The organism is Yersinia sp. 1652 StPb PI, from assembly GCF_041538345.1.
In the GTDB taxonomy this organism is placed as follows: domain Bacteria; phylum Pseudomonadota; class Gammaproteobacteria; order Enterobacterales; family Enterobacteriaceae; genus Yersinia; species Yersinia enterocolitica_E.
Genome location: NZ_JAULSM010000001.1, coordinates 2,062,725 through 2,076,067 on the forward strand (window position 1 = coordinate 2,062,725; position 13,343 = coordinate 2,076,067).

The window sequence follows — 13,343 nt, forward strand, 5'->3', positions numbered from 1 at the left end:
CAATTAATTTGGGTAAACTTTTCTTAGTTGGTACTACAGCGTTGTTAGCTGCGCTGACGTTATAGCGTTACGCGTTAAGGGCCGCAAGAATTTCGCTACTGCTGCGCACGCGGGATATTCGCGGGAAAATATGTGTAAATGCGAACTGCTGCATCTCGCTGCTCGCCGTACTGCAACCATCTTCGGCAATCACCAACTCATAACCGTGCTCCCAAGCGGCACGAGCCGTTGATTCCACACCGATATTGGTGGCAATCCCCGCCAATACGATGGTCTTTATACCGCGTCGGCGCAATTGTAAATCCAAATCTGTGCCATAAAATGCGCCCCACTGGTGTTTAGTAATTTTGATATCTTGATCAGCCACCGCGAGTTGTTCGGGGAACGTCCACCATGAGTCTGGCAACCCACCCTCGGGGGCAGGGCTTGGCTGATCTACGGGCTGTTTTAGTGCCTCGGCGAAGGAGTCAGACCAACCCACTCGCACCAAAACCACCGGAGCACCCAGCAGGCGAAACTGCTTTGCCAATTGTGCGTTGGTGGCGATGACCTGTTCAGCCGTATAGGGGCCTTTGGCAAAAGGTAAGATCCCTTGTTGTAGATCAATCAGTACCAGTGCGGTGGTTTTTGCATCAAGTTTCATTCTGTTACGCCTCAATATCATTATGCGAAAGTCTGGATGAGCGGTTCCACCTGCTGACCCGTTGTTGCTAGCATATGTTATCGGGCGGTCCTTGTGAGGGGATAAATTTGTTAAATGATGTGTTAAAACATCGCTGAAAGGGATTTTGTCATGCCTGAGCTGTGCGTTCGCTCTTATCTATACCATGAAATTCCTTTATAATGGCCCCCATTTTTCAAGACTCTTTAATCCAAAACACCTAAGAAAACAGTCGCACGGACAGTGCATAACGCGTGTGGCATCGGCTGAGTAAAAGGATATTGTATGCGTACTGAGTATTGCGGGCAGTTGAATCTGTCCCATGTGGGCCAAAGCGTTACACTTTGTGGTTGGGTTAACCGTCGTCGTGACCTCGGTGGTCTGATTTTTATTGATATGCGTGATCGCGAAGGCATCGTTCAGGTATTTTTCGATCCAGACCATAAAGCCGCTTTTGAACAGGCTTCAGAGTTGCGTAATGAGTTCTGTATCCAGATTACCGGCACCGTGCGTGCGCGCCCAGATAGCCAAATCAATAAAGATATGTTGACGGGTGAAGTGGAAATCTTTGCCAATGCGCTGAATATCATCAACCGTTCTGAGCCGTTGCCACTGGACTCTAATCAGACCAACAGTGAAGAACAGCGTCTGAAGTATCGCTATTTGGATTTGCGTCGCCCGGAAATGGCCGATCGCCTGAAAACCCGTGCAAAAATCACCAGCTTTGTCCGTCGCTTTATGGACAGCCATGGTTTCCTCGATATTGAAACCCCAATGCTGACCAAGGCAACGCCAGAAGGTGCGCGTGACTATCTGGTGCCAAGCCGGGTACACAAAGGCAAGTTCTATGCATTGCCACAATCACCACAACTGTTTAAACAGTTGCTGATGATGTCTGGTTTTGACCGCTATTATCAGATCGTAAAATGCTTCCGTGATGAAGATTTGCGTGCTGACCGCCAGCCTGAATTCACCCAAATCGATGTTGAAACCTCTTTCATGACCGCCGATCAAGTGCGCGAAGTGATGGAGAAACTGGTGCGTGAATTGTGGCAGGAAACCAACGGTGTCGAGCTGGGTGATTTCCCGGTGATGACTTTTGCTGAAGCTATGCGTCGTTTCGGTTCTGATAAACCAGACCTGCGTAACCCAATGGAATTGGTGGATGTTGCGGATCTGGTTAAAGACGTTGAGTTTAAAGTATTCTCTGGCCCGGCAAATGATGTCAAAGGTCGTGTCGCTGCACTGCGTGTTCCCGGTGGCGCACAGGTTACCCGTAAGCAAATTGATGAGTACGGCCAGTTTGTCAGCATCTATGGCGCGAAAGGCTTGGCATGGTTGAAAGTCAATGACCGTGCAGCCGGCGTTGAGGGTGTACAAAGCCCAATTGCGAAATTCCTCAGTGCAGAGGTACTGGAAGCCATTCTGGCTCGCACTCAGGCTGAAAGCGGCGATATCCTGTTCTTTGGTGCCGATAGCAACAAAATCGTCACTGACGCGATGGGTGCATTGCGTCTGAAAGTAGGTCGTGATCTGGAACTGACCAAATTGGGAACATGGGCGCCGCTGTGGGTTGTTGACTTCCCGATGTTTGAAGATGATAGCGAAGGCGGCCTAACGGCGATGCATCATCCGTTTACTGCACCAAAAGAGATGAGCCCAGAGCAATTGGCTGCGGCACCGACTACGGCTATCGCCAATGCGTACGATATGGTGATTAACGGTTATGAAGTGGGTGGCGGTTCCGTGCGTATTCATCGTACCGAAATGCAGCAACAGGTGTTTGGTATTCTGGGTATCAATGAACACGAGCAACGTGAGAAATTTGGCTTCCTGCTGGACGCATTGAAATATGGCACACCACCACACGCAGGTCTGGCTTTCGGTCTGGATCGTCTGGTGATGCTGCTGACCGGTACTGATAACATTCGTGATGTCATTGCTTTCCCGAAAACCACTGCGGCGGCTTGTCTGATGACCGATGCGCCAAGCTTTGCTAATCCAGCTTCTCTGCAAGAGCTGTCGATCAGCGTAGTGGCGAAGAAAGGGGCAACAGACGTAGCGGAAGAAGAGAATCAGTAATGAATTATAAGCGCCCCGAATCAATACTGGCGGTTATCTACGCCAGATCCAGTGGTCGGGTGTTGATGTTGCAACGGCGTGATGATCCTGATTTCTGGCAGTCGGTGACCGGCAGTCTGGAAGAGGGGGAAGCGCCGCGGCAAACCGCACAGCGCGAAGTAAAGGAAGAAGTCGGCATTGATATACTGGGTGAAAACCTTGATCTACTCGACTGCCAGCGTTGTGTGGAATTTGAACTCTTTGTGCATTTGCGCCGTCGCTATGCGCCGGGTGTTACGCGGAATAAAGAACATTGGTTCTGTCTGGCGTTACCCGAAGAGCGGGATGTGGTTATCACCGAACATCTTGCCTACCAGTGGTTAGATGCTGCAGATGCCGCAGCATTAACTAAATCCTGGAGTAATCAGCAAGCGATTGAAGAGTATGTTCTTTATTCAAGCTAGTATTTTTGGAGATACTTATTTATGGCAGGTCATAGTAAATGGGCCAACACAAAACACCGCAAAGCGGCACAGGATGCTAAGCGCGGTAAGATTTTCACTAAAATTATCCGTGAGCTGGTGACTGCGGCACGTCTGGGTGGTGGTGATCCCGGTGCAAACCCACGTTTACGTGCGGCCATCGATAAAGCGCTATCGAATAATATGACGCGTGACACCCTGAACCGCGCAATTGCCCGTGGTGTTGGTGGTGACGAAGATAACAATATGGAAACTATTATTTACGAAGGCTACGGACCTGGCGGCACTGCCGTGATGGTTGAATGTCTGAGTGATAACCGTAACCGTACCGTATCTGAAGTCCGCCATGCATTCACTAAGACCGGCGGTAATTTGGGAACCGATGGTTCTGTTTCCTATCTGTTTACCAAAAAAGGCGTCATTTCTTACGCACCAGGTTTGGCTGAAGATACCGTGATGGATGCGGCATTGGAAGCGGGTGCCGATGATATCGTGGTATATGATGACGGTGCTATTGACGTGTTCACGGCTTGGGAGTCACTGGGTGCGGTGAAAGATGCTTTGGATGCAGCGGGTCTGGTGGCAGAAGGTGCTGAAGTTGCGTTGATTCCATCAACCAAAGCGGATTTGGATGCGGAAACCGCACCAAAACTGCTGCGTTTGATCGATATGCTGGAAGATTCTGATGATGTGCAAGAGGTTTACCATAACGGTGAAATCTCTGATGAAGTGGCGGCAACATTGTAAAACAGCGTCATCTCATCCGGTTGTTCAATGAGTTATGTCATTCTCTCTGGCCGCATTCTGTGGCCAGTGTTTTTAGAGGCCCCCCCGGTATTGCACAGGTACGGTGCCTTTGCTCATTAATGTTACTCAACATAGTATTAATGAGAAGCAATGCAGCGAATAAGGTAAAAAACTGGTATGGCGATCGTATTAGGCATCGATCCCGGTTCTCGTGTCACCGGTTATGGCGTTATTCGCCAGCAAGGCCGTCAGCTCACTTATCTGGGCAGCGGCTGTATCCGCACTGTTGTTGACGATATGCCTACTCGTCTGAAGCTAATTTATGCTGGTGTGACTGAAATTATCACTCAGTTCCAACCTGATTTTTTTGCTATTGAACAAGTGTTTATGGCGAAAAACCCGGATTCGGCGTTAAAGCTGGGGCAAGCACGTGGCGCTGCAATTGTTGCTGCGGTAAACCTGAATTTACCGGTTTCTGAATATGCAGCCCGCCAGGTAAAGCAAACTGTGGTGGGAACCGGGGCGGCAGAAAAAAGTCAGGTTCAACATATGGTGCGTTCACTGTTAAAACTGCCAGCGAATCCCCAGGCCGATGCGGCCGATGCATTAGCTATTGCGATAACCCATTGCCATCTTAGTCAAAATACCTTGCGATTGGGCAATGACCAAATGACATTGGCGCGTGGCAGAATTCGCTAACCTATTACCAGACGCGAACAGGTTAACAGTTATTGTTGGCTGGATATCCATCCAGCCTTTTTTATGCTATAAACAGCCATTATGTTTATACCCGACCGCGGGTAAACGAGGAGAGAGTCAACGTGATAGGGCGCCTCAGAGGTATCATTCTGGAAAAACAGCCACCGCTGGTGCTGTTGGAAACAAACGGTGTTGGCTATGAAGTCCAATTACCAATGACCTGCTTTTATGAGCTGCCGGACTTGGGGCAGGAAGCCATTATCTTTACCCAATTTATCGTGCGTGAAGATGCTCAGCTTTTGTATGGCTTTAATGATAAGCAGGAGCGGGCGCTGTTTCGCGAACTGATTAAAGTTAACGGTGTCGGCCCTAAACTGGCGCTGGCCATTCTCTCCGGCATGTCTGCGCAGCAATTTGTGGCCGCGGTTGAACGGGAAGACATTACCACGTTGGTTAAATTACCCGGTGTCGGCAAGAAGACGGCCGAACGGCTGGTGGTGGAAATGAAAGACCGCTTTAAAGGTCTGAATGGCGATCTGTTCAATAATACCGGCGATATTCAGTTGCCCGCCAGTTCATCGCAAACATCGGATGCCGATATTGAGGCGGAAGCTGCTTCGGCACTGGTTGCTTTGGGCTATAAACCACAGGAAGCCAGCCGTTTGGTGAGCAAAATAGCTAAACCGGGTGCTGACTGTGAAACCCTGATCCGCGACGCTCTGCGTTCCGCATTATAGAGTGAGTCATACAGGATGATTGAAGCAGACCGCCTGATATCGGCAGGTATTATCAGTGATGAAGAGAGCATTGATCGGGCTATCCGACCAAAGCTATTGGCTGAATATGTCGGGCAGCCCCACGTCCGCGAGCAAATGGAAATCTTCATTCAGGCGGCAAAACAGCGTGGCGACGCGCTTGATCATGTCCTGATTTTCGGCCCGCCAGGGCTGGGTAAAACCACATTGGCAAATATTGTTGCTAATGAGATGGGGGTGAACCTGCGAACTACCTCCGGCCCGGTCTTGGAAAAGGCCGGTGACTTAGCGGCGATGCTGACCAATCTTGAGCCACACGATGTCCTGTTTATTGATGAAATCCATCGATTATCGCCGGTTGTAGAGGAGATCCTCTATCCGGCAATGGAAGATTATCAATTGGATATCATGATTGGTGAAGGCCCCGCCGCCCGTTCAATCAAACTTGATCTGCCGCCATTTACCCTGATTGGTGCCACCACTCGCGCCGGTTCATTGACCTCTCCACTGCGTGACAGGTTTGGTATTGTGCAACGCCTGGAGTTTTATCAGGTGGCAGATTTAGAACATATTGTCGCGCGCAGTGCCAAGTGTATGGGGTTGGAACTGACGCCAGAAGGGGCTCATCAACTGGCGCGTCGTTCAAGAGGGACGCCACGTATCACTAACCGTCTGCTGCGCCGGGTGCGAGATTTTGCTGAAGTCAGAGCCGATGGCGCGATTAACGGCGATGTGGCGATGAAAGCGCTAGATATGCTTAATGTCGATGCCGAAGGGTTTGACTTTATGGACCGTAAGCTGTTGCTCGCCGTGATTGACAAGTTTATGGGCGGTCCGGTCGGGCTGGATAACTTGGCCGCCGCGATTGGCGAAGAGCGGGAAACGATTGAAGACGTGCTGGAACCTTATTTGATCCAACAAGGTTTTATTCAACGCACACCACGTGGGCGAATTGCCACCAATCATGCCTACAAACATTTTGGGATTACCCGCGAAGAGTAAATTTTTTGATGCAGGGCTGAGCCAATGCCAGCCCTGATGGCGTGATAGTCAGGCGGTTGCTTGTTCGCCGACAGGTATGTTAATCATTCGATTAAGCCATGGAATGAGTAGCGCCATAACCAATGCAATGGCCAGGGTGGTGATACCAATTTTGCCAAAAACATCGGTATAGATAGGCAGTGTTTCGAGTGGGTCTGTTATCCCTTCTGGTGTCGCGGTAAAGGTGGCAACATAACCGCCAATCAGGAACGATGCGGCTTGCGTCAGGAACCACATCCCCAGAATAAAGCCCATCAGATATTGCGGTACCAGTGCCGCCACCATCGCTAAACCTAAAGCACTGATCATCAATTCCCCCAGGCTCTGGAATAAGTAAACCAGAACGATAAACCAAGGTGATGTCAGACCTTGTGCATCAGCAAACCACATCCCCGCAGCGGCCGCTGTCAGAAAACCCAGTGAACATAAAAACATACCTAAAGTAAATTTGGCCGGCATCGATAAGTCACGGTTTTTACTGCCCAGGCGGGTATAAATTGAGGCTAAAATCGGGCTGGCCACCACTACCCAGAATGGATTTAGTGCCTGGAAACTCACCGGATTGATAGTGAAACCAAGAATTTCATGATGAACATTATTGATGGCGAAGAAGTTGAGTGACGTTGGCATCTGTGCATACAGCACGTAGAAGACGATAGCTTCAATCATCAGAATAAAAGCGACATACATTTTATTGCGGCCTAATTTATCCTGCTTAAATGCTTCTTTGAAAAAGATAAATACCACAATCAACGATAAGACGATCAGCACCAGATTGGCAATCACCACATGGTTCATTAACCAAGCGCAGAGACATATCATCACCGCACTACCAGCCAGTACCAGTAGCAAGTTTCGCCAATTTAACGGTTTAGCATCAGGCTCGGAACCGATATGACTCACCATATGGCGGCAGCAGAAATAGACCAACAAAGCAAAAATCAAACCAATACCGCACAAATAATAGGTCACGGTATAACCGAAGCGTTCGGCAATAACCGGAGCCAATGACAGTGAAATTAGGGAGCCGATATTGATCGACATGTAAAACAAGGTGAAGGCCCCATCAAGGCGTGGATCTTTGGGGGGATAGCATTTTGATAATAGGCTAGCCGGATTAGCTTTAAACAAACCATTACCGACAGCAATGGTCCCCAAAGCAAAGAAGATTAGATTTGGGTTATACAGTGATAAACCGGTAGCAAAGTATCCGAGAGCCAGCACGATAGCGCCTAATACCATGGTGCGTTTAGTGCCTAATAAATGGTCGCCGACATATCCACCAATCGAAATCAGGCCATAAACCAAAGCGGCAAAAGCCCCAAAAGTGACAAACGCTTGTTCCTGTGAAAACCCTAACTGCTTCACGAAGAAAACAGCAAGAATACCTTGAACACCGTAATAACCGAACCTCTCCCATAGTTCGACAAAGAAAATCATGAAGAATGGTTTGGGTTGCTGAAGTAAACCAGTGGGTGTGGATCTATCCATGAGAGCCGCCTCTGCGGAATAATCATTCTGCGTAAATTGGGAGCATACAAGCCCATGCAGAAATGAAAGATGTATCTGCATAACCATTATATTGCTCATTGATTTGAGTGATATGCAGGGTATTACACTGCAATTTTATTGTGTTTGTGGTCGATCACACTAATTAAAATATAAAATACAGAATTGATGATTGTTGGAATGTTTAGCAATAGACGCTAATCGTGAACGAGGTTATTGCTATTAGTGGCGGGAGTTAATGGTTTGACAACATTAATGGTAAGGGTGGATAGGGGGGTTATTACTCTAAACCCCCCCTTTAATCGAGCAATTATCCACGCGCCTTTTGTGACAGGCTAAGTACAAACATGACCGCCGCACAAAGTACTACTGAAGGCCCGGCGGGGGTGTCATAGAAAGCAGAGAATGTCAGACCACCGGTCACGGCAACAATACCGATACCGATGGCAATTCCAGCCATCTGTTCGGGGGTTCGGGCAAAACGACGAGCTGCTGCGGCAGGAATGATTAGCAGTGAGGTGATAATCAGCGCGCCAACAAACTTCATCGACAGCCCGATAGTCAGTGCGGTGACCAGCATTAGCAACATCCGTACCCGTTCCAGGTTGACCCCATCAACATGAGCCAGCTCCGGGCTAACCGTCATTGACAGCAGTGCCCGCCATTGCCAGCACAGCACTGCTAACACCACAATAACACCTACGGCAATCAACCAGATATCACTCAGTGTTACGGAAAGCAGATCACCAAACAGATAGGCCATTAAATCGACCCGGACATTATGCATCAGACTCACAACCACCAGGCCCAGTGATAATGCGCTGTGAGCCATGATCCCCAGTAGCGTATCGACTGCTAACTGTGGGCGACGTTCTAACCACACCAGAATCACGGCTAATACCATGGTCATTACAATCACGGCATAAAACGGATTCACATTTAGCAGTAAACCAAAAGCAACACCCAGTAAGGAGGCATGGGCCAGAGTATCACCAAAATAGGACATTCGACGCCAAACGACGAACGACCCCAGCGGGCCGGCCGCTGTTGCCAATAATACTCCTGCTAACCAGCCAGGTAGCAATAATTCAATCATGCCTCACGACTCCCGCTGTTCTTCAAAATAATCTTTCCGTGCAAATCGTGTCGATGATTATGGTGGTGGCGATAAACCGCTAGCTGCTCAGCGCCACGATTGCCAAACATGGCAATAAATTCAGGATGAGTGGAAACCACCTCTGGTGCGCCAGAACAGCAGATATGTTGGTTAAGGCATAATACTTCATCAGTTTTGGCCATCACTAAATGCAAGTCATGGGAAACCATCATAACAGCACAGCCTAACTCTTTACGCAGTTGCTCGATTAAGTCGTATAGCGCTAATTGCCCATTAACATCAACACCTTGCGTTGGTTCATCCAGTACCAGTAACTGCGGTTTGTTCAGTAATGCACGGGCTAACAGCACGCGTTGGTTCTCACCACCAGACAGCCTTTGCATGGGTTGGTCTAATAAATGTGCTGCATGCACACGCTTGAGTGCCGGCAGGATATCCGCCTTTTTGACGCCCGGTTTCAAACGCATAAAACGGCTTACAGTGAGCGGTAATGTGGCATCCAAATGGAGTTTTTGCGGAACATAACCGATGCGTAAGCCCGGCTGACGGACAAGCGTGCCGCTGGTGGGAGGAATCAGCCCCAGTACCACGCGAACCAGCGTCGATTTACCGGCACCATTTGGCCCAAGCAGGGTGAGAATTCTTCCCGGTCGCAGTGAAAGGGAGATATCGTTCAGTACCCGCCGACTACCAAAAGTGACGGATATATTATGTAGAGTTACCAATGTGGACATTATGATTACGTTTGCAGAACCGAGTGAATGTTATAATATTACGCTTTACCCAACAAAACGTCGAGAATTCGTATTATGTTACATAAAAAAAAATGGCTAAAGCGGGCAATGCTAGCCAGCGCAATTTTAATTGCCAACCCATTTAATATTGCCTCAGCGGCGGTCGTTACATCAGTACGGCCATTAGGTTTTATTGCCTCTGCCATTGCCGATGGGGTGTTACCAACGGAAGTATTATTGCCCGATGGTGCATCGCCACACGATTATGCGCTTCGTCCGTCGGATGTCCAGCGGTTACGCAGTGCCGAGCTGGTTATTTGGGTCGGACCAGAAATGGAAGCATTTTTAACAAAACCATTGACACAAGTTGCTGATAATAAAAAGATTGCACTGGCTGAGTTACCTTCAGTTACACCTTTATTGATCAAAGGTGACGAACATGATGAACATGAAGGTGAAACCGCAGGGCATGACCATGATCATGCTGAAGATAATCACAGTGACGAGCACCATCATGGCGAAAACAACATGCATATTTGGTTGTCGCCAACGATTGCGAAACAATCTGCAATCGCTATTCACGACAGATTATTGGAACTTATGCCACAAAATAAGGACAAATTAGATGCAAACCTGCGCCGATTCGAGGATCAACTAGCGCAAAACGAAAAAAATATTGCTACTATGTTGAAGCCTGCCCAAGGTAAGGGATATTTCGTCTTTCATGATGCCTATGGCTACTTTGAAAAACACTTTGGCTTGAGCCCGTTAGGGTATTTTACAGTCAATCCCGAAATACAGCCTGGTGCGCAGCGTTTACATCAAATTCGAACACAGTTGGTTGAGCATAAAGCGGTATGCGTTTTTGCTGAGCCACAATTCAGGCCGGCCGTCATTAATGCCGTTGCTAAAGGAACAAATGTGCGTTCAGGCACCTTGGATCCCTTGGGCAGCGGCATCGTATTAGGCAAGGACAGCTATGTGAACTTTTTGTCTCAGTTGTCGAACCAATACGTGAGCTGCCTGAAGTAAGATTAAAAGGATACTCATAAGTGCAGCAGATAGTCCGAACTATCACCTTGGCGTATAACAATCTCCCTCGACCCCACCGTATTATGCTGGGGTCGTTGACTGTAATGACACTGGCCGTAGCTGTTTGGCGGCCTTTTGTTTATCACCCCGAGCATGAACCTGTCGCTAAGAGCGTGGTATTAGATACCAGCCAAACCCGCATTTTATTACCTGAAGCCAGCGAACCCATCGATCAGCCCACGCCTGATGATGAAATTCCGCAAGATGAGCTAGATGCCAAAGATGTCAGTGAAACCGGTGTTCATGAGTATGTGGTTTCAACTGGGGATACCCTAAGCAGTATTCTTACCCAGTACGGCATTGATATCTCTGATGTGTCGCTGTTGGCGACGCAAAACCGTGATCTGCGTAATTTGAAGATAGGGCAGCAAATCTCTTGGACCGTCAATGATACCGGTGATTTACAGCGCCTGACTTGGGAAGTTTCTCGTCGTGAAACGCGGACTTATGACCGTGTTGGCAATAATTTCAAAGAGACCAAAGAGCTACAAAAAGGTGAGTGGAGCAACAAGGTTCTGACGGGGCGCCTTGATGGCAGCTTTGTCACCAGCGCCAGGAAGGCGGGCTTGACTGCTTCCGAGATTCGCGCGGTCACTAAAGCATTACAGTGGCAGCTTGACTTCGCTAAACTGCGTAAAGGTGATCAATTCTCGGTTTTGATGTCACGTGAAATTCTTGATGGTCGCAGTGAGCAAAGCCAACTGGTCGGGGTGCGTATGCGTTCCGGTGGTAAGGATTACTACGCTATCCGTGCCGATGACGGTAAATTTTATGACCGGCTTGGTTCTGGCCTGGCCCGTGGTTTCATGCGTTTCCCTACCATGAAGCAATTCCGGGTGTCGTCAAACTTTAACCCACGCCGCCTAAACCCGGTAACCGGGCGTATTGCCCCGCATAAAGGTGTGGATTTCTCTATGCCTGTCGGGACGCCAGTACTCGCCGTCGGTGATGGGGAAGTCGTGATCGCAAAACGCAGTGGGGCGGCGGGTAACTATGTTGCTATCCGTCATGGTCGCCAATACACCACCCGTTATATGCATCTGAAAAAGTTGTTGGTCAAGCCAGGTCAAAAAGTAAAACGTGGTGATCGTATCGCATTGTCAGGTAATACTGGCCGCTCTACTGGTCCTCATTTGCACTATGAATTCTGGATGAATCAGCAAGCCGTTAATCCATTAACCGCTAAATTACCGCGCTCAGAAGGCTTGAGTGGTAAAGACCGCAGTGACTATCTGGCTATCGCCAAGCAGGTCATTCCGCAGTTACAACTGGATTAACCACTATCCAGTAACCACTATCTACCGGAGTGTTATACCCAGACCGTGGAGTTGCAGGGGACAGCAAACCTACCAATCCCAATGAACTTAGGTTAAGTGATTCGGGTGAGTGGGAGTAGCTAGCAACCCTGCGGCTTCAAGGATGAAAGGTATACTATTATTAGCCCACAGAATTCCAAGAGTTCCCCCATGCATAAAGATAAAAATGACGCCGCTGGCTTTATTCCGGTATTTAAGAAATCTTTCCTCCACCCACGGTTTTGGGGGGTATGGTTGGGGGCCGGTTCTATGGCTGCGATGGCTTATGTGCCACCGAAATTCCGCGATCCTTTGTTAGCAGGGATTGGCCGTCTGGCGGGCAAGTTTGCCAAGAGCGCCCGTCGTCGCGCGCGGATTAATCTTCTTTATTGTATGCCAGAGCTGCCAGAAGCTGAGCGCGAACATATCATTGACCAGATGTTTGCCACTGCGGCGCAACCGTTGATGATGATGGCAGAACTGTGCTTTCGTGAACCGAAGAAAGTACTCTCTCGGGTTCATTGGCACGGTTTGGAGATTCTTGACGAGTTGCAGCAGCAGCAGCGTAATGTCATTTTGTTGGTGCCACATGCCTGGTCGATCGATATACCGGCAATGCTGCTCGCAGAACAGGGCAAACCGGTTGCCGGTATGTTCCATCATCAGCGCAATCCGCTAGTTGATTATTTATGGAATAGTGCCCGTTTGCGGTTTGGTGGGCGAATTCATGCGCGTGAAAGTGGCATCAAGCCATTTATCAGTTCAGTGCGCCAGGGGTTCTGGGGCTACTATTTGCCGGATGAAGATTATGGCCCTGAGCAAAGTGAATTTGTTGATTTCTTTGCCACCTATAAGGCGACCTTGCCAGCAGTAGGGCGTTTGATGAAAGTATGTCGTGCGGCAATCGTACCGATGTTCCCAGTCTATAATTATCGCGAACACCGCCTTGATATCTATATTCGTCCACCGATGGATGATTTGGCTGATGCTGATGACGCCTATATTGCCCGCCGTATGAATGAAGAAGTTGAGTTGTTGGTCAAACCCAACCCGGAGCAATATACCTGGATTCTTAAGTTGTTGAAAACCCGTAAAGAGGGTGAGATAGAGCCTTATGTTCGTAAGGATATTTAACCGTCGCTATCGTGAT

Annotated in this window: 13 protein-coding genes; 9 read left to right on the plus strand and 4 right to left on the minus strand. The window is 48.8% G+C overall.

Features of this window, described 5'->3' with window-relative positions; all coding sequences use genetic code 11:
* Positions 1-67: 67 nt before the first annotated feature.
* A complete protein-coding gene (locus Q2T71_RS09545) occupies positions 68-643 on the minus strand; it encodes a hydrolase (protein WP_372558917.1) in 576 nt (191 codons plus the stop codon).
* Between the two features lie 303 nt (positions 644-946).
* On the opposite strand from Q2T71_RS09545, the gene aspS reads away from it, so the two are divergent.
* The 6 genes from aspS (at position 947) to ruvB (ending at position 6,407) form a co-directional block, all read left to right on the plus strand.
* Positions 947-2,743 (plus strand): aspartate--tRNA ligase, encoded by a 1,797-nt coding sequence (gene aspS / locus Q2T71_RS09550; protein WP_372558918.1) that lies wholly within the window; start codon positions 947-949, stop codon positions 2,741-2,743.
* Entirely contained in the window at positions 2,743-3,186 is a 444-nt protein-coding gene (gene nudB, locus Q2T71_RS09555) for a dihydroneopterin triphosphate diphosphatase (RefSeq protein WP_372558919.1), read from the plus strand. Before aspS ends, nudB begins: the two co-directional genes overlap by 1 nt.
* A 21-nt stretch (positions 3,187-3,207) precedes the next feature.
* On the plus strand, positions 3,208-3,951 hold the full coding sequence (locus tag Q2T71_RS09560) for a YebC/PmpR family DNA-binding transcriptional regulator (RefSeq protein ID WP_083159003.1): 744 nt from the start codon (positions 3,208-3,210) through the stop codon (positions 3,949-3,951).
* A gap of 177 nt (positions 3,952-4,128) precedes the next feature.
* Positions 4,129-4,650: a crossover junction endodeoxyribonuclease RuvC gene (gene ruvC / locus Q2T71_RS09565; protein WP_005185237.1), complete on the plus strand. Its 522-nt coding sequence runs from the start codon at positions 4,129-4,131 to the stop codon at positions 4,648-4,650.
* 122 nt (positions 4,651-4,772) lie between these two features.
* Positions 4,773-5,387: a Holliday junction branch migration protein RuvA gene (gene ruvA, locus Q2T71_RS09570; RefSeq protein WP_083159002.1), complete on the plus strand. Its 615-nt coding sequence runs from the start codon at positions 4,773-4,775 to the stop codon at positions 5,385-5,387.
* Between the two features lie 15 nt (positions 5,388-5,402).
* A complete protein-coding gene (gene ruvB / locus Q2T71_RS09575; RefSeq protein ID WP_083159001.1) occupies positions 5,403-6,407 on the plus strand; it encodes a Holliday junction branch migration DNA helicase RuvB in 1,005 nt (334 codons plus the stop codon).
* Between the two features lie 48 nt (positions 6,408-6,455).
* Here ruvB and dtpB read toward each other — a convergent pair whose 3' ends face one another.
* The 3 genes from dtpB to znuC all read right to left on the minus strand — a co-directional run bounded on the left by dtpB (position 6,456) and on the right by znuC (position 9,806).
* Positions 6,456-7,937 carry a dipeptide/tripeptide permease DtpB gene (gene dtpB / locus Q2T71_RS09580; protein ID WP_372558920.1) on the minus strand — a complete coding sequence of 494 codons (1,482 nt, stop codon included), beginning with the start codon at positions 7,935-7,937 and terminating at the stop codon, positions 6,456-6,458.
* A gap of 328 nt (positions 7,938-8,265) precedes the next feature.
* Entirely contained in the window at positions 8,266-9,051 is a 786-nt protein-coding gene (gene znuB, locus Q2T71_RS09585) for a zinc ABC transporter permease subunit ZnuB (RefSeq protein WP_083158999.1), read from the minus strand.
* Positions 9,048-9,806 carry a zinc ABC transporter ATP-binding protein ZnuC gene (znuC, locus tag Q2T71_RS09590; protein ID WP_083158998.1) on the minus strand — a complete coding sequence of 253 codons (759 nt, stop codon included), beginning with the start codon at positions 9,804-9,806 and terminating at the stop codon, positions 9,048-9,050. Before znuC ends, znuB begins: the two co-directional genes overlap by 4 nt.
* 75 nt (positions 9,807-9,881) lie before the next feature.
* On the opposite strand from znuC, the gene znuA reads away from it, so the two are divergent.
* The 3 genes from znuA to lpxM all read left to right on the plus strand — a co-directional run bounded on the left by znuA (position 9,882) and on the right by lpxM (position 13,327).
* Positions 9,882-10,838, plus strand: a complete 957-nt coding sequence (znuA, locus tag Q2T71_RS09595) for a zinc ABC transporter substrate-binding protein ZnuA (protein ID WP_083158997.1) — start codon at positions 9,882-9,884, stop codon at positions 10,836-10,838.
* Between the two features lie 20 nt (positions 10,839-10,858).
* The gene (gene mepM, locus Q2T71_RS09600) at positions 10,859-12,175 is read left to right on the plus strand and encodes a murein DD-endopeptidase MepM (protein ID WP_372558921.1); all 1,317 of its coding nucleotides are present in this window, start codon (positions 10,859-10,861) and stop codon (positions 12,173-12,175) included.
* Between the two features lie 189 nt (positions 12,176-12,364).
* A complete protein-coding gene (lpxM, locus tag Q2T71_RS09605; RefSeq protein WP_372558922.1) occupies positions 12,365-13,327 on the plus strand; it encodes a lauroyl-Kdo(2)-lipid IV(A) myristoyltransferase in 963 nt (320 codons plus the stop codon).
* Positions 13,328-13,343 lie beyond the last annotated feature (16 nt).